Source organism: Mesorhizobium bavaricum (genome assembly GCF_056781655.1).
Genome location: NZ_CM165566.1, coordinates 3,212,706 through 3,229,424 on the forward strand (window position 1 = coordinate 3,212,706; position 16,719 = coordinate 3,229,424).

A 16,719-nucleotide genomic window follows, 5' to 3' on the forward strand; every position below is an offset into this window, starting at 1 on the left:
CGGGCGGCCCCAGTTTCCGACCACCATTGTCAAATGGCCTCCGTCTTACCCGGCCGAAAAACTACTTTGGCTTTCGGCCGAGGCCCATGGATTTGGCTAGTTTCGAGCGGGTTGCGGAATAATTTGGCGCCACCATCGGGTAGTTGGAAGGCAAGCTCCACTTCTTTCGATACTGATCCGGTGTAAGACCATAGTGCGCCTCGATATGCCGCTTCAACGACTTGAAACGCTTGCCGTCCTCCAGGCAGACGATGAAATCGGGTGTGACGGATTTTCTCACAGGCACAGCAGCTTTGACCGCATCGGGCCTGACGTCGGGAATCCCGTCTGAAATGGCCTTAAGCGAAGCGTATATCGTGTTTATGAACTCGGGGAGTTCAGCCGCGGGCAGGGCGTTGTTCGTGACGTAAGACGATACAATACCAGCGGCTATGGGAACGATGGAATCGACGCGCCTCTCCTTGCTGAAATAGGCATCGGTGATGTCACCGAATTGAATTGGAACGTCTTCGACCATTGCTTGCGTCTTGATCATGGCTGGTTTTGCATAAGGCTTCTTCAAAAGATATCTCCGTCGGCGATCGTATCGGCGATGCAAATTGTGGGAAAATGTCACACATGTCAACCTATTGTGGAAGCATTTCCCACGCGCTATTTTCGCGCGGAATTTTCGAGGGATGGATGGCCGATTTTCGGAATTGTGAGGGACGGCGATGAGCAGATCGGCGGGACAATTGGATCCCGATTGGGTCCAGAACGCGTTGAACCGGGTTCTTCGCCCCCTGGTGCGGCTGGCCATCAAGTGCGGGGTGACGTTTCCAACCTTCGTCGATCTGTTGCGTCAGCTCTATGTCAATGTGGCGGAGCATGAATTTGCGCTGCCCGACAAGCAACAGACGGACAGCAGGGTCAGCTTGCTGACAGGCGTCCACCGCAAGGAAGTCAGCCGGCTGAGAGGCGCCGGCGCGCCGGTTCGGGTGGTGCCCGAGTCCGTTTCCAGGACGAGTGCGATTGTCGCGCGCTGGCTTGCCGATCCGCTGTTTGTCGACGCCAAGGGCATGCCGTTGCCCCTGGCGCGAACGAGTGAGGCGGGAGGGCCGTCATTTGCCGGCCTTGTGGAATCGGTAACCCGCGATTTGCGGCCGAGAGCTGTTCTGGACGATTGGCTTGACCGGCAGCTGGTTGAAATCGACGGGAAGGATCGCATTGTCCTGATGGAAGGGGCTATGGTGCCGCGCGGAGACGGCGAGGTTCGGCTCTACTACTTTGCCCGAAATCTCGGCGACCATGCGGCCGCCGCGGTCGAAAACGTCATGGCTGACGATCCGCCCTTCCTCGAACGGGCCGTCCACTATGACGGCCTGTCCGCGGACCTTGCGAGGTCACTCGAAATCTACAGCCGCGAGGTCGCGGTCGAAACGCTGCTGCGTTTGAACAAATACGCCAACCAGGCCATTCAAACCGATCCCGGCGGGACCAGCCGGTGGAACTACGGTGTCTATATTCTGAGATCCGATGGGACTTCGCTGGTTGCCGAGGAATTGCCCCAGCCCAAGGGCGCTGGCGGAGAGACGGCATGAGCTGGAACCGGAGGCCGACGCGGCGCGATTTCCTCACGCTCGGCGCTGCCGTGCCGGCGGTGTTTTTCAGCCTGTTCGCAAGGGCGACGGAGCCGTCGAAAGACCAGGGGATTGGCGGCACCGGCTGGACGGCGGGGACGGACGGCGATCAAGGCATCGGCGGCACCGGTATCGTGGGAACGATACAGCGCTTTGGCAGTATTTTCGTCAATGACGTGCGCGTCGGCTATCAGCCTGATGTGCCGGTCTGGGTGGATGGCGTCCGCGTCAACTCGAGCAGCCTGAAAGTGGGGCATGTCGTGCGGGTCGCGGTGGTGCAAAAGGCAGGGCTCGTCGTCACCGCTGCGATCCATGTCACCAGCGAGGTGATTGGGCCTGTCGAACGCGCAAGCGCCGGGTCGATGCGGGTCCTGGGACAGCAGGTCGACATCAGCCAGATTCCGGGCGGATTGAAGATCGCGACGGGCGATATCGTGGCGGTCCACGGCATCCGTCGGCCCGATGGGACAATCGTCGCGAGCCTGGTCGAGGCCAGGCCGCATGAGTCGCACTATTCGGTTCGCGGCCTGGCAATCGTGAAGTCGGGCGCATTGCTGGTCGGACGGCTCAAGATCGGACCGGAATCGTCAGCGCTTGCCAACCGGCGCGTTCAGCTGACCCTGACCAAGGCCAAGGGTGGATACAAGGTGGTGCATCTGGAGGCGGAAGCTCCTGTCCCGCAGGCCACGGTTGCAAGCGTGCTCTACGAGACTTTCCTGCAGCGCCGGGGACAGCGGCTGGAATCGGGGCTGGGCGTCGCCGTCGATGACCAGAACGGCGATTCGAAATCGACAGCCAATGTCCGGGTGTTTCTCGCTGTCGGGTTCGATCGTGAGGGCAACATCGTATCGGCGTCGCGTGAGCAGAATGCCGGCCAACGATCGCCAGACCAACCTGGTGCGCCCGGTCAGCCGCCAGGGGGGCCGAACGGACCGGGCGAGCCGCCCGGGGGCCAGCCCGGCGGTCCAGGTGGTCCTGGCGGCGGGCCAGGCGCGCCCTAGCGATCGGGTTATTCCGGAGGAAGCGAACTTCCTCCAGAGGAAGCGAACTTCCTCCAGAGGAAGCGGCGATCCGGCCGGTCTGTCCTTTGCGATGAGACAGACCGGCCGGCGCGGCCGTACGACGAGCTCGTTAAGGGGGGCTTGTTCGAGCTTTTTGGGTACGGCTGCTTTCCGCGGATCACACGGGGGGCGAGTGATCCGCCGAACTTTGATGCCGGCACACCTGCGTGGCAGGTCCGGTCACGTGCTCCTCATCTGCATGCGTCGCTGACTGGATCAGATTGTGGGAAAATTACCCACAAATCAACTCCCGCCGCTTCATTTTCCCATCTGACCTTTGGCGAACCGCGGCGACCGTCCTTCCTGACGGGGACGGTTTTTGTGCGGTGCGCTTGACGTGGGTAATTTTCCCACGTATTGAAACCCAACCCTTGGGGCGCCCTTTTGAAAGCCGGCACCTCGAGGCGCAGATCTGAACAAGCACAGCCGCAACCATGCGGCTTGATCGGTGTGAGGTCTGTCCCGGCAGAAGAATTGCCTGATAGAGCCGATCGCAACAGCAAGGGTAAGTCATTGAAAAAGCTGTATATCGATGCCAGCCTGCCGTTCCGCTGGGGGCCTCATCCGCCGGTGGGCATCCCGCGCGTCGAAACGGCACTCATTCGTCAGGCGCTGCGATGGAAGGCCTCGCCGATCGGCTTCTTCATCGTCGACGCGCACGGGCGGGGCCAGATGCTGGATGACGCGGAACTTCGCTATCTAAGGCAGTTGGTTGACGATGAGCTGGAGCAGCCTGTCGGCGGGGAGGGGAGCTCGTATCTGGCCCGCCTCTGGAAAGTTCTGTCGATCATGCGGGCAGCCCCCTTCGCTCCCGGGCGCGAGTTCGATCGCGTGGCGGCGATCTTCCTCTCGGGCAGCGAGAAGAGAAGGGGGCTGAAGTTTCAGCTGTCCAAGACGGCCATCCGCCTTTTCAAGATCATGAAATCAGCCCTGTGTCCATGCAGGCTGGATACAAAGGATCCGCTGAAGGAAGAGAACGCCATGTGCTTTCTCTCGAGCGCCAGCGTGCACGAACTTGCCGCGATCAAGCGCCCGAACAAAGCCAGGTCCGGCATCTTCACGCTGATGCACGACCTCATCCCGATCGACTTCCCGCAATTCGTCGGTCCTCATCACGCCCGCGGCTTCGTGCGCAACACGGCATGGCAGCTGGAGAATTCGCGCCTGCTCATCTGCGTGTCGAAATACACCGCCGAGCGGGTGAGATGCCATGCGAGCGCTTCCAGCTTTCGTCGGATTCCGCTGGTCGCGGTTGCATCGCCGGGCGCCTTTCTCAGGGAAGGCGTCGCCGATCGCGAGATGTCCTTCGAGCGGCAGAACCAGGGCCGCAAGTTCGTTCTCTACTGCTCGACGATCGAGATCAGGAAGAACCACATCCTGCTGCTCAAGGTCTGGCATCGACTCCTGCCGCTGCTGGGTGAGCGGTTGCCAACGCTCGTGCTGTGCGGCCGATGGGGGTGGATGTACGAGGAGCTGGTCGCCTTCATGGCGCAGCATCCGGAGCTTGGCGAGCATGTTCAGTTCCGCTCCAATCTCAGCGACCGGCAGCTTGCGGAGCTCTATCGCGACGCCGAGTTCAGCGTCTACCCGTCCGCGGTGGAGGGCTGGGGCCTGGGAGCGGCCGAGTGCCTCGATTTCGGACTGCCGGTTCTCATCTCGGATGCGCCATCCCTGACGGAGGCGACGCAAGGCCTGATGCCGACAATTCCGGCGCGCGATGTCGAGGCATGGTGCGCGGCGGTCGCCAAAGCCTGCACGGATCCGGCGTGGCTCGGCGAGCTGCGTGCAACGATCGCGTTGCGATACCGACCGATCCGCGAGCGCGAATTTTTCGCGACCATAGTCGACCATGTCACAGCGCTCGGCTCGAGCCGAGCCTGGGTCCCCACGGTCGCGCAAGCAAGGCCGCAGCTGGAGCAAATCAATGGGTGAGCTGCCGATGTTTTCGGGAATGGGAACGATCGTGAAGACGTCGACCCCCGGCGGGGCGCGGACTCTGCATGGCGATGCCGCCGTGCGAGTCATGGGGGTGCCGAGATCGGGCACAAATCTCGCGAAATATCTGCTCGAACGCTATCTGGGCGTGCCGGTCGTCTTCGATCAGGGGTTCTGGAAACACGGGATTTTTCCAGCCCTCATGAACGGGCGCGACATAGACTATGGCGACTTGCCCATCATCGTGATGAGCAAGGATCCGGTCAGCCAGATCCTGTCGTGGTATCGCCTGGCCAGGAACGATACCATCTTCAAGCCGAACGGGAATCTCGGCTCGTTTGTCAGCAAGCCGTTTGAGGTAAGACAGGATTTCACGCAGCCAAAGCGAATGGAATACAGGTTCCAGTCGCCGGCCGACTACTGGAACCAGTTCTACTTCGCCATGGATTCCCTGCGCCGCGCCGGCGCACCGGTGCATTTCGTAAGCTATGAGCAGCTCGTTTCAGAACCGGCTCTGTCCCTGCATATAATCTCGCATTTTCTTGGCCGTTCCCGGCCGTTCGACGTCCGCGGCAGCGTGGACATGCCACGTCACACGCTCGGCGCCAGCAATGACATCGACCGGGCCGCGACCCCGACAGCGGACCAGACCCCGTTCAACTCCGCCCGTGCGGAGTTGGCATCCGCCCTCGCCAGGCTCGGATGGCGCAATGCGCGCCTCATCCTGAGGGACATCGACGATGACGTGCTTGATGCAACAGGACGGTCGGGGTTTCGCAAGACTTGTCGAGATGCGGTTGGCGCGAAGGCGATGCTGAGGTCGCTGGTTGGGTTTTGGTGAGGGGCGGGGCGGCGTGCGCGTGGCGGCGGCACTTGATGATCGGCCGCGCTTCTGACCCAAGACCGACCTACCTCTGCCGCGACGTGAACGACAGCTTTGCGCCTTTCTCGGCAAAGCCCGGACACGTCACGACGGCGGCGTAGTCGAGGCACCCGGCATGTACCTGTTTGGGCAAGCAGTTCCAGACACGGCGCCGGTTGCGATGAGCGACCTCAGCGATCATCTCGCGCTCCTTCTTCCACGGCGGACCATGCCCGATTGACGGATCCGCGCCAGTCGCCGCATCGCGCGGTGGCCTGTCGAATTTGAGGAAACGAGACCTTCGTAGACACACCAAGGCAGTGGGCGATACACTTGCGACCAGCGTTAGCCAGAGGCGGAAGGGAATGACGAAGCAACGCGTTCAGCGGCGTCTTGCTGCTATAATGTCGGCTGACGTCGTGGGCTACAGCCGCCTCATGGGAGCGGACGAGACAGGAACACTGAGTGCGCTCAAGGAACTGCGCCGCAACTTGATAAGCCCGATCCTCACCGAGTATCGAGGGCGTCTGGTGAAGCTCATGGGCGATGGAGCATTAATTGAGTTCGCCAGTGCGGTCGATGCGGTGGACTGTGCGGTCTGCATTCAGCGCCGCGTTGCCGAACGAAATCTCGCAATGCCCGATAGCGCGTCGATCTCCTTTCGGATTGGTGTGAACGTAGGCGATATCATCATCGATGGCGAAGACATCTATGGCGATGGCGTCAACGTCGCGGCGCGACTTGAAAAGCTGGCTGACCCAGGCGGCATCTGTATCTCCGGCATGGCCTTCGACCAGGTAAAAGGCAAACTCGACGCCGGGTTCCAGGACTTCGGAACTCACCAGGTAAGAAATATCGCAGATCCCGTACGGACGTATCGAGTGGTTGCGGCGAGCGTGTCGAGCCAACCGGCTGGCCCTATTCCCTTGCCGGCCAAACCGTCGATCGCCGTCCTGCCGTTCGACAACATGTCCGATGATCATGCCCAAGAGTATTTCTCGGATGGCATATCCGAAGATCTGACGACGGCACTTTCGCGTTTCGAATGGTTGTTTGTTATCGCGCGCAACTCCGCCTTTACCTATAAGGGCAAGGCCGTTGACGTGAAGAAGATTAGGCGGGAGCTCGGGGTCCGGTATATTCTCGAAGGCAGTGTGCGGCGGGCCGGTGACCGCGTGCGAATCAACGCCCAGTTGATCGATGCGGAGTCAGATCGCCACGTATGGGCACAGCGATACGACCGCAAGATGGATGATCTCTTCGAGTTGCAGGACGACATCGTGGCCAGCATCGCGTCGGTAGTCGGACCCGAAATCACGTTGGCTGAGATCGAGCGGGCGCGAGGAAAACGGCCGGACGATCTCGGTGCATGGGACCACTATTTGCGGGCGATCGCCGCCTATCACAGGATGACGAAGCAGGATGTGGAAGCGGCGATTGCCGATCTCAGAAGAGCGATCGAGATCGACCCCGATTTCGCCAATGCTCACGCCCTGCTTGGTCAATGCCACGTGCACATCGGGTTGCGCGGATGGATTCGTCCGGCGCGCCTGGCCTTCGAAGAGGCCCGGCGCTGGGCGGAGAAGGCGGTTCACCTGGCGCCAACAAACCCGCAGGCCAATCAGTCTCTGGCGTTCATGCTGGCGGTGACCGGAGAGACAGAGCAGGCCATCAGGGTGGCCCAACGGGCGATAGAGCTCAATTCGAACTATGCCGAGGCCTACGCGGTCTTGGGGCATGCGCTGGTGTTTCGTGGCGATTTGGAAGGTGGCTTGGCTGCTTGCCAAAGAGCGGAACGCGGCAACCCACGCGATTCTCGCGGAACCTGGCTATATGACGCGATGGGACACGCTTATTTCTTCCTCGGCGATTATGAAAAAGCGATCGACGTTTCGAAGAAGGGGCTTCAACAAGATCCCGCTCTGTTCGGCGCGCTAGTGACATTGGCGTGTTCCTATGCTCGTCAAGGTCGCCCCAAGGAAGCCAAGCATTACGTGGACGAGCTGCTCCGCCTGATTCCGCGCTACTCGCTGCGTGCCCTGCGGAAGAATCCAATGTTTGTTGACCCCAAGATGGCTGACGACCTCATCGAATGCATGCGCTTGGCAGGATTGCCCGACTAGCAACTGGCTTCAATTCCGATCCGAAAATCGGGATAGGCGCGCAAGGTGCAATTGCGCGATCGAGAGCAATACGGGAAGAGCCAGGGGCGATGTCGGCTTCGGGGAGATCACGTCGATGCCCCCAAGAAGCTGAATGTCCGCTTCTGACGATTCGAGTCTTGAAGCTGCCAGTCCTCTCTCGGCCCAAAGCAGCCACTCCCGCCCCAACTCCCCGCTCCTCCACGATCCGTAAATGCGCCGCCGTCGCGAACAGCACGATCAGCCCGAACAAGATCCGCCTTGCCCCCTCCGGCATTTGCAGGATCGTCAACAGCGTCGTCAGCACGGTGAGGATCAGGGCGCCCAGTCGCGCCGCGGCGAAAACCATTGGCGGCGGACAGGTCGAGGGCAAGCTGGCATCGGAGGTGCCCCCGCGGCTAAAATCTCAATACCCAGGCTTCCACTTTTCCTTTGCCCTTGACTTCGATAGCGCCGCGCGGCTCGAAGACGAATTGGTCCTTGAGCTGTTCGTAGACGGGGCGCGTCACCTGAACAGAATCGGGAATTCCGCCAGACTCCATGCGGCTCGCCAGGTTCACTGTGTCACCCCATAAATCATAGATGTACTTACTCTTCCCAATGACGCCGGCGACCACCGGCCCGCTGTTGACGCCAACCCTGACCTTGATCGAGACGTTGTGTTCCATCGCGTGCTCGCGGGTAATGTGGACCATGCGGATGGCCATGCGGACCATGCGCTCGGCGTGGTTGGCCACCGGCACGGGTAGGCCGCACACCGCCATATAGGCGTCGCCCACCGTCTTGATCTTCTCGATACCGAGATCATTGGCGGCAACGTCGAAGCGCGTGAAGAGTCCGTTGAGAAACGTCACGACATCGTGCGGCGGCATCCCCGATGTCAGTGCCGTGAACCCGACCAGGTCTGCGAAGGCGACCGTGACCTCGGCGAAGCCGTCGGCGATCCTCTCCTCGCCAGCGCGCAGCCGGTTGGCGATCGGTGCCGGCAGGACGTTGAGCAGCAGCTGCTCGTTCTCGCGGTTCTTGTTCTCGATCACGACATTCTTTTGGTGCAGATCCTCAACCATGCCGTTGAAGGCTGCGCAGAGCTCGCCAATCTCGTCGCGCGTGCGGACCGGCACGCTGACCGCATAGTCGCCAGCAGAGAAGCGTTTCACCCCGGCAGTGAGATCGCGGAGCGGTCCGAGCAGCGCGCGCGAAAGCCAGGCGGCGGTGGCGGCCACCACGAGCAGCGCAAGTCCGCCGACGACGAGCAGGTCCCTGCGGAGCTGTGCGATCGGTGCGAAGGCCTCGGCGCTGTCGACCTTGGCGACGAGTGCCCAGTTGACGCCGGGAATCGCGAGCGGGCCCCACGAAGCGAGCGTCGGGACGCCACGGTATCCGATGATCTCGCCTGCGCCCTCGACACCGGCGAGCGCGGCACGGGTGGCCTTGGTGTCGATGCGCTGATGCAGCACTGGTGTCCCGTAGCGCTGAATGGCGGCGATCTCCTCGCCCGAAGCGCCGGCGGATTTGAGGTCGGCGAAGAAGTTATCCCGGTTCTCGTAGAACGCCCGCGGGCCAGAGCGCGCCAGATAATCGGGTCCGACGAGATAGGCCTCACCCGTGTCGCCAAACCCTTCCTGCCGCCAGCGGCGGTTGCCGGTGACAACGTTGTCGATCTCATCATTCGACAGTTGCGCGACCAGCGCGCCGATGACGACGCCCTGGGCAATCACCGGTGCTACCATGAAGGCAATCGGTGCGCCGCCTGATGGCGCATAGGAGGCGAAATCTTCGAGGCAGATGGCTGAAGGGTCTGCGATCTGCGAGCAGCGGGCGACGGCGGCCGCGACATTGGTGCGGCGGTACGGACCCAACTGAAGGGACGTGGTGAAATCCACCTCCTTCTCGACCGTATAGATCAGGCGACCTGATTTGGGATCGGCAATCATGAAATCGAAAAAGCCGACCGTGGTAGCCGCAGCGCGCATCAACGGATGATATATGGCATGCAGCCTGGAGTATTCGCTTCCGTCGCCGGCGTCGTCGAGAAGCTTGCGCCGCTCCGCCGGGTTGGGATTTTCCACAATGTAGTGATACTGCAGATAGTAGGGGGCACCACCGACCGGCAGATAGTCCGACAGGGCTGCTTCCCTGCCCAGGGTGCGCGTCATTCCGGGGATGACGTTCTCAGCGTACCAATCGCCGACCTTCTGCCGCAGTTCAGGCGGCGCGCCTGCCCGGTCGAGCTCGTCGACCGCGATCCGGAACTCGCGTGTCGCATCGACCACCATCTTGGAAGTGGCAAGCAGGCGCAGCTCCGCCCGGATCGTGCGGAAGTAGGTTTCAACCTGGCGCGCCTTGGTCTGACGGGCGGCGGTGAGTTGGTCGAAGACTGCTTTTTCGAGAGCGTCGCGGGCGCGGAAGTACCCGAGCACCCCGGTCACCAGGACCGCGATCGCGCCAAGAAGGACGAGGGTTGTAAACAGCTTTGGGGCCAAGCCCCAGCCCGCGGGGCGGGATGAGCCGGTCACATCTGGAGAAGACATGAGACCTTGCTTTTGCATCACGTCTTCGGAAACAGGAGCGTCGGCGTCGCGTCGGACAGCAAGCCAAGATTGTGTTTCATCTGTTACCCTCTCCCTCGCATATACATACCAACTTTACTGCGAGACGTGTGCGGGAATGCGTTGTCGATTTGCCCGTGGGACCGCACGGCGCAGAACGCGGTCTCACGGACACCGTCCCCTCGTTCAATCGCTGGGGTCAGCAGCTACACTCACCAACTGCATAGCGCCGCACCGTGCGCCGCGCCACCCCGGCGAGCAAACGGTTACGGCCGTGGCCTCGCGCTTCGGCCTCTCGCACTTCGGCAACTTTTCCGCCGAGAACCAGCGTGGACGGACGCTTAGCATCAAGGCCGCAACGTCTCAAAATGGGCCGTTAGCGGTCCGTCAGCTTCTGACAATCAAATGGTGATAGCGGACGTTCAAGAAAGGCTAAGGCGGCTAAGCCCGTAAGCAATGGCAGCTTCGATTTGGTGTTCAAACACCTCGGCGTCTCCCTCTTCGACGATGCCCATGATCGCGCGCTGATAGGCATCCCCTAGTGCCAGCGCCACGATCCCGCCAGCGATTGTCAGTGACTCGTTGGAAGGGACTGCGCCAGGCTCAAGCAACCCCGCTATGCGCTGCCGAATAACGCGCGTGCCGGAAAGGTCAAACACCCTGGACAGAGCGGGAAAGCGCCATCCGTCAGCGACGATCAAGCGATAGAGTGCCAGCGCGTCCGGCTCAAGAAGGGCCGTCGTGAAGGCGTGCAACTCTTCAGCAAGCCTGTCCGCCCTGGGCTTGTTGATGTCGGGTGTCGCGGCGTTCTCGATTCCCTCGCGCATGTACTCACACATCGCGGTGACCAATCCCTCAAACAACGCCTCCTTACTTGGGAAGTGACGATAGAGGGTCATTTTCGCGATGCCCCCTTCCGCCGCGACCCGGTCCAGCGTCGTTCCGCCGAGGCCATCCCTCAGCAGAATGGGACGCGCCGCACGCAGGATCGAAGCCCTCGTCTCGGCCATCCGCAGCCTGCGCGGATCGTCGTCCCGCCACTTTCTGGAACTTCCTTCTTGCATACGATACGATTCCGTCTTATATGACTTTATACGATACGATTGTGTATCGCCTTATAACTCATAGAGGTCAACATGCGCAACCCCGTCGATCTAGCTCACCTGTTCGCCGACATCATGAACAGCCACAACGCTGAACGCTTCGCCGAACTGGTTTCTGAAGACTACGTCAACCACAACCCCGGCGTCCGGCCAGGCCTTGCCGGTGTCGTTGAGTTCATGGGCCACTGGTTCGAAACGCTCTCCGACACCCACGTCGTCGTCGAGGACGCCTTTGCCGTCGGCGACCGCGTCGTCGGCCGTTACACCTACATGGCCCGCCACACCGGACCGTTCATTGGTGTTCCGGCATCGGGCGCCGAAATTACCATGCGCTCGATCGATATCTGGCGCGTCGAAGGTGATCGGTTCGTCGAGCACTGGGACGAGCTCAATCTGCAGGAGGTTCTACACCAGATGGGTGCCTACCCGACGGAAGGAGCTCCGCGATGAGCATCGCCCTGGTTTTGAACGGCATCGTTGCGCTGGCGTTCGCCGGCGCAGGCCTGGCCAACCTCATCAATGCCGGGAACGCCGAAGCGGACTTCCAAAACTGGGGCTACCCCAAAGGGTGGCGTTTGTTGACGGCGGGTCTGGAGGTCGCGGGGGCAGCGGCTTTGCTGTTTCCATCCACGCAAATCATCGCGCTGGTCGGTCTCACGCTTTTGATCCTCGCCGCGCTGGGCACGCTGATCAAGGCACGCGAGGGCTTCATGCACCTCGCCCCGGCGATCGGCTTTGCTTTCATGATCCTGGCGGACGCAGCCGTGCTGCAGTTCTGGGCCTAAGGATCCACAAAAAGGAGATGAAAATGTGTGCCTTTGAATTTCGCGTCTACACACTGTGCAATGCAACGGTGGCAGCGAGAGTTGTCACCGTTTCAATGTAGCCGACCTCCGCTTTTGGGGGGCGCGACGGGGCCGAAATGACCGCTATGCGGCGCGAAGCGGACATTCGGGTCCGCGCCCCTACCTCTCCTCCACAATCCGCAAATACGCCGCCGTCACGAACGGCGCGATCAGCCCGACCAAGATCCGCCTTGCCCCTCCGGCATTTGCAGGATGGTCAGCAGCGTCGTCAGCACGGTGCGGGTGAGCGCCCCGATGATGGTGCCGGTGTCGTAGAGCAGGCGGCCGAAGCGGTGCGGCCCCGAGTGAAAACGATGAGGGCCGCCAGCGGCAGGGGGGTGTGGGGGAAGACGGGTGCTCAAGCTGGCCGCATCTTCGGCGCCAGGTGCCGCCGCCAGTTGGATTGTCAGCCCGCCGTGACCGGCGTCGTGCTTGCGGCCTTCGGCTGGTCGCCTATGGCAAAGACGGCGCTTGCCTCGCTGACGATCGAAACGTGGTCTCGCGCAGCCTTGCCGGCGGCAGCGCCGTCGCCGCGCATGATTGCGGTGACGATGGCGTCGTGCTCCTGCCAGGATTTGGCCAGGCGGCCGGGCAGCATGAATTGCGCGCGACGGAACGGCGCCAGCCGGCTGCGTGTCATCACGGTCATTTCGCAGATATGCGTGCTGTGAGCGCCGCGATAAAGCCGGCTGTGGAACTCGGTGTTGAAATATTCATAGTCCTCCTCGGCGCCCAGCTGCACCAGCCGGGCCGAGGCCTGATGCTCGATCTCGAAGGTGCGGCGTTCGCTGCTGGTCATGCGCTCGGCGGAAAAGCGGGCGCAGATCGCCTCCAGTTCGGCCATGCTTTCGAACATCGAGGCGAGATGCTCCTGCGTGACGACGGCGACGATGGCGCCCCGATTGGGTCGTCTCTCGACCAGGCCCATGGCGCTGAGCTGGCCGAGCGCCTCGCGCACCGGCGTGCGTGATACGTCGAAGCGGGCGGCAAGCGAAGTCTCGTCGAGCTTTTCACCTGGGCGCAGGAAGCCGGTGACGATGCGGTCGCCAATCGCCCGCACCATCTGATCGACGGTCGTGCCCGACCGGATCAAGCTGCGCTTTCCCGACACGTCCGCTTCGCCTCCCATGCTTCGGCGTCTCAAGCCATGAAATCCAGCGGCCAAACGGCACGATCCCGACTCAGGCCGCACCCTCTATGCCTATGTTTTAATCTGCCTGTCAAATTGGCTGTTTTCAAGGCAAAAAGTGCATGCAATTGCCTCTCACTTGTGCACGTATCATTTCCATATCAATTGATTTCATTGATTAAATTTTGATTTCTGAATTGGCATGGTGATTGCATGCACTTTATTGAGAAGGCGTTAACCGACCCGGAAGGGTCCTACAGGGGAGCATTCACATGACCGACAGATTCATGCTTAACCGCCGCCAGTTGCTCAAGACCTCCGCCGCCGGAGCGGCACTCGGACTTGCCTCCGCGGCCTTTCCCGTCAGCCGGGCCTTTGCCGCCGCCGCCACCGTCGGCTTCATCTATGTCGGGCCGAAGGACGACTATGGCTACAACCAGGCGCATGCCGAGGGTGCGGCGGCGCTGAAGGGCATCGAGGGCATCACCGTCGTCGAGGAGGAGAACGTGCCGGAGACGGTCGATGTCCAGAAGACGATGGAATCGATGATCAACCTCGACGGCGCCTCGCTGATCTTTCCGACCTCCTTCGGCTATTTCGACCCGCATATGCTGGCCATGTGCGCGAAATTCCCCGACGTGCAGTTCCGCCATTGCGGCGGCATGTGGAACAAAGACAAGCATCCGATGAATGCCGGCTCCTATTTCGGCTATATCGGCATGGGCCAGTATCTCAACGGCGTCGTCGCCGGTCACACCTCGAAGAGCAAGAAGCTCGGCTTCGTTGCGGCCAAGCCCATCCCGCAGGTGCTGCTCAACATCAATTCCTTCCTGCTCGGCGCACGTTCTGTCGATCCGACGATCACCTGCCAGGTCATCTTCACCGGCGAATGGTCGCTGGCGGTCAAGGAAGCCGAAGCCACCAACGCGCTGGTCGACCAGGGCGCCGACGTCATCACCTGCCATGTCGACAGCCCGAAGGTCGTGGTCGAGACCGCGGCCGGCCGCGGCGCCTTCGTCTGCGGCTATCACGCCAACCAGAGCCCGCTGGCGCCGGAAAAGTATCTCACCGGCGCGGAATGGAATTGGGCCAAGGTCTACAAGATGTTCGTCGATGACCTCATGGGCGGCAAGCCGCTGCCGAACTTCACCCGCGGCGGCCTGGCCGACGGCTTCGTCAAGATGAGCCCGCTCGGCCCCGCCGTCGGCGAGCCGGCGCGCAAGCAGTTCGACGCCACGCTGGCCGAGATGATGAAGGGCGGCTTCGCCGTCATCAAGGGTCCGCTGAAGAGCAACAAGGGCGTCGTCGTCGCCACCGAAGGCCAGGCCTTCCCGGAGACCGCGATCGAGCTCGAAAGCATGGACTATCTGGTCGACGGGGTCGTCGGCTCGACCGCCTGATCAGAGGGGAACGGGGCGATGGCGGATACGGCGACAGGGGCCGGCGTGCCGGTAATGTTCGGCGCCAGAGGATATCCGGCGGCGCTGGAATGGATCGCGCGGCGGGCGGAAGCTTTCGTCATTCCGTTGGTGGCGCTGGTCGTCGGCATGGCCCTGTTCAGCCTGTTCATCCTGGCTGTCGGCAAGTCGCCGGTCCTGCTCTATGAAACCATGTGGCGGGGTGGCTTCGGCTCCTGGTTCTCCATCCAGAACTCGCTGTCGCGGGCCGCACCTCTGCTGTTGGCGGCGCTCTGCGTGGCGCTGCCAGCACGGCTTGGCCTCGTCGTCATCGGTGGCGAGGGCGCCATCGTGCTCGGCGGCGTCGGTGCCGCGGCCATCGGCGTGGCGCTGAGCGGTGCGCCATCCTTCATCGTCATTCTTGCCATGGGCGTGGCTGGCATGGCCGCCGGCGGCATCTGGATCGGTGCCGTCGGCGCGCTACGCCACTACCGGGCTGTCAACGAAACCATCTCCAGCCTGCTGATGGCCTACATAGCCATCGCGCTGATGAACCAGCTGGTGGAAGGGCCGCTGCGCGATCCGGCCTCGCTCAACAAGCCGTCGACGCAGCCGCTGGCGGACATCTATCGCATCGGCAACATTCCGGGCATGGACGTGCATTGGGGGCTTGTCGCCGGTATCTTCGCCTGCATTCTGTCCTGGGTGCTCATCGAAAAGACCCGCTGGGGTTTCGCCGCGCGCATCGCCGGCGGCAATGTGCGCGCGGCACAGGTGCAAGGGCTGTCCGTCGGGCCGCTCATCGTCGGCTTCACCGCGCTGGCGGGCGGCCTTGCCGGGCTCGCCGGCATGCTGGAAGTCGCCGCCGTCCAGGGCAGCGCCAATGCCTCGCTCGCCGCGGGCTACGGCTACACCGGCATCCTCGTCGCCTTCCTCGCTCGCCACAACCCGCTGGCCATCATCCCGGTCGCCATCCTGCTTGGCGGCATCGACGCTTCGGGCGGGCTGATCCAGCGCCGTATGGACCTGCCAGACGCCACCGTGCTTGTGCTCCAGGGCATGATCTTCATCGTCATCCTGTTCAGCGAAACCTTTTACGGTCGCCTCAAGGCCTTCAATCCCGATCTCTGGAAGGGAGCCGCCTGATGGACGCGACCGAGATCGGCCTCTGGGGCGTGCCGCTGGCCATTCTGGGCGGCGCCATCCGCGTGTCGACGCCTTTCATCTTCGTCTCGCTGGGCGAGGCGATCACCGAGCGTTCCGGCCGCATCAATCTGGGGCTCGAAGGCACGCTCGTCTTCGGCGCCATGACCGCCTATGCGGTGGCGGTTATGACCAACTCGCCCTGGCTCGGCCTGCTCGCCGCAGCCGGCGCCGGCCTGTGCTTCGGCCTGTTCCATGGCTGGATCTGCAAATTTCCGAAGGTAAACGACATCGCCATCGGCATCGCGCTGATGCTGTTCGGCTCGGGCCTGGCTTTCTTCTTCGGCAAGCCTTTCATCAAGCCGAAGGCGCCCAATTTGCCGGCCATTCCCTTCGGCGGCTGGTCCGACATACCGCAGGTGCAGGCCGCGCTCGACGTCAACGTGCTGTTCCTGATCGGGGCGGTGCTTTCGGTCATCCTGTGGTGGGCCTTCCGCAACACCCGCGCCGGCCTCATCGTGCGCGTCGTCGGCGACAGTTCAGACGCAGCCCGCGCCATGGGTCTCAACCCCGATACGGTGCGGCTACTGGCCACCGGCGTCGGCGGCGCGCTGGCCGGCATCGGCGGCGCCTACCTGTCGCTCTACTATCCCGGCAGCTGGACCGAGCGCATCTCGTCGGGCCAGGGCCTGATGGCAGTGGCGCTGGTCATCTTCGCACGCTGGAACCCGCTCGGCTGCTTTGCCGCCGCACTTCTGTTCGGCGGGGCGGGCGCTCTCGGCCCGGCGCTGCAATCGGTCGGCGTGACGCAGGGCTATTACATGTTCTACGCCGCTCCATACATCCTCACCCTCATCATCATGATCGCCACCTCGTCACCGACACGCTCGCTCGCGGGTGCGCCGGGTGAACTGTCGATAACCAAATGAGACTGG

Annotated in this window: 14 protein-coding genes and 2 pseudogenes; 10 read left to right on the forward strand and 6 right to left on the reverse strand. The window is 62.3% G+C overall.

Annotated features, from left to right (window positions below; translation table 11 throughout):
* Positions 1-61: 61 nt before the first annotated feature.
* On the reverse strand, positions 62-562 hold the full coding sequence (locus tag AC1RZR_RS15680; protein WP_477278527.1) for a Ros/MucR family transcriptional regulator: 501 nt from the start codon (positions 560-562) through the stop codon (positions 62-64).
* Between the two features lie 151 nt (positions 563-713).
* Here AC1RZR_RS15680 and AC1RZR_RS15685 point away from each other — a divergent pair, with 151 nt between their 5' ends.
* From AC1RZR_RS15685 to AC1RZR_RS15705, 5 genes are all read left to right on the forward strand, one after another.
* A complete protein-coding gene (locus AC1RZR_RS15685; protein ID WP_481828877.1) occupies positions 714-1,580 on the forward strand; it encodes a DUF6502 family protein in 867 nt (288 codons plus the stop codon).
* Positions 1,577-2,620, forward strand: a complete 1,044-nt coding sequence (locus AC1RZR_RS15690) for a DUF5666 domain-containing protein (protein WP_481828878.1) — start codon at positions 1,577-1,579, stop codon at positions 2,618-2,620. The genes AC1RZR_RS15685 and AC1RZR_RS15690 overlap by 4 nt, the downstream gene beginning before the upstream one ends.
* Before the next feature lie 573 nt (positions 2,621-3,193).
* Positions 3,194-4,612 (forward strand): glycosyltransferase, encoded by a 1,419-nt coding sequence (locus tag AC1RZR_RS15695; protein ID WP_481828879.1) that lies wholly within the window; start codon positions 3,194-3,196, stop codon positions 4,610-4,612.
* Entirely contained in the window at positions 4,605-5,456 is an 852-nt protein-coding gene (locus tag AC1RZR_RS15700; RefSeq protein WP_481828880.1) for a hypothetical protein, read from the forward strand. The genes AC1RZR_RS15695 and AC1RZR_RS15700 overlap by 8 nt, the downstream gene beginning before the upstream one ends.
* 386 nt (positions 5,457-5,842) lie before the next feature.
* Positions 5,843-7,600 carry an adenylate/guanylate cyclase domain-containing protein gene (locus AC1RZR_RS15705; protein WP_477278532.1) on the forward strand — a complete coding sequence of 586 codons (1,758 nt, stop codon included), beginning with the start codon at positions 5,843-5,845 and terminating at the stop codon, positions 7,598-7,600.
* A 211-nt stretch (positions 7,601-7,811) separates the two neighbouring features.
* Here the strand turns inward: AC1RZR_RS15705 and AC1RZR_RS15710 are convergent.
* From AC1RZR_RS15710 to AC1RZR_RS15720, 3 genes and pseudogenes are all read right to left on the reverse strand, one after another.
* A pseudogene (locus AC1RZR_RS15710) lies at positions 7,812-7,946 on the reverse strand (ABC transporter permease); the annotation flags it as partial.
* A 70-nt stretch (positions 7,947-8,016) separates the two neighbouring features.
* Entirely contained in the window at positions 8,017-10,149 is a 2,133-nt protein-coding gene (locus AC1RZR_RS15715) for an adenylate/guanylate cyclase domain-containing protein (RefSeq protein ID WP_481828881.1), read from the reverse strand.
* A 440-nt stretch (positions 10,150-10,589) separates the two neighbouring features.
* A complete protein-coding gene (locus AC1RZR_RS15720; RefSeq protein ID WP_481828882.1) occupies positions 10,590-11,231 on the reverse strand; it encodes a TetR/AcrR family transcriptional regulator in 642 nt (213 codons plus the stop codon).
* A gap of 72 nt (positions 11,232-11,303) precedes the next feature.
* Between AC1RZR_RS15720 and AC1RZR_RS15725 the strand changes: the two genes are divergently transcribed.
* Together AC1RZR_RS15725 and AC1RZR_RS15730 are read left to right on the forward strand one after the other, a co-directional pair.
* The gene (locus AC1RZR_RS15725) at positions 11,304-11,720 is read left to right on the forward strand and encodes an ester cyclase (protein ID WP_481828883.1); all 417 of its coding nucleotides are present in this window, start codon (positions 11,304-11,306) and stop codon (positions 11,718-11,720) included.
* Positions 11,717-12,055 (forward strand): DoxX family protein, encoded by a 339-nt coding sequence (locus AC1RZR_RS15730; RefSeq protein WP_481828884.1) that lies wholly within the window; start codon positions 11,717-11,719, stop codon positions 12,053-12,055. The genes AC1RZR_RS15725 and AC1RZR_RS15730 overlap by 4 nt, the downstream gene beginning before the upstream one ends.
* 180 nt (positions 12,056-12,235) lie before the next feature.
* Here the strand turns inward: AC1RZR_RS15730 and AC1RZR_RS15735 are convergent.
* Together AC1RZR_RS15735 and AC1RZR_RS15740 are read right to left on the reverse strand one after the other, a co-directional pair.
* Positions 12,236-12,384: pseudogene (locus AC1RZR_RS15735) on the reverse strand (ABC transporter permease); the annotation flags it as partial.
* Between the two features lie 137 nt (positions 12,385-12,521).
* Positions 12,522-13,244, reverse strand: coding sequence for a GntR family transcriptional regulator (locus tag AC1RZR_RS15740; RefSeq protein WP_481828885.1), 723 nt, complete (start codon positions 13,242-13,244; stop codon positions 12,522-12,524).
* A gap of 272 nt (positions 13,245-13,516) precedes the next feature.
* Between AC1RZR_RS15740 and AC1RZR_RS15745 the strand changes: the two genes are divergently transcribed.
* Genes AC1RZR_RS15745 through AC1RZR_RS15755 form a run of 3 tightly spaced genes read left to right on the forward strand, consistent with a single transcriptional unit; the run spans position 13,517 to position 16,713 of the window.
* The gene (locus tag AC1RZR_RS15745; protein WP_481828886.1) at positions 13,517-14,644 is read left to right on the forward strand and encodes a BMP family ABC transporter substrate-binding protein; all 1,128 of its coding nucleotides are present in this window, start codon (positions 13,517-13,519) and stop codon (positions 14,642-14,644) included.
* Between the two features lie 54 nt (positions 14,645-14,698).
* A complete protein-coding gene (locus AC1RZR_RS15750) occupies positions 14,699-15,787 on the forward strand; it encodes an ABC transporter permease (protein ID WP_481829067.1) in 1,089 nt (362 codons plus the stop codon).
* Positions 15,787-16,713 carry an ABC transporter permease gene (locus AC1RZR_RS15755; RefSeq protein WP_481828887.1) on the forward strand — a complete coding sequence of 309 codons (927 nt, stop codon included), beginning with the start codon at positions 15,787-15,789 and terminating at the stop codon, positions 16,711-16,713. Before AC1RZR_RS15750 ends, AC1RZR_RS15755 begins: the two co-directional genes overlap by 1 nt.
* The last annotated feature ends 6 nt before the right edge of the window (positions 16,714-16,719 follow it).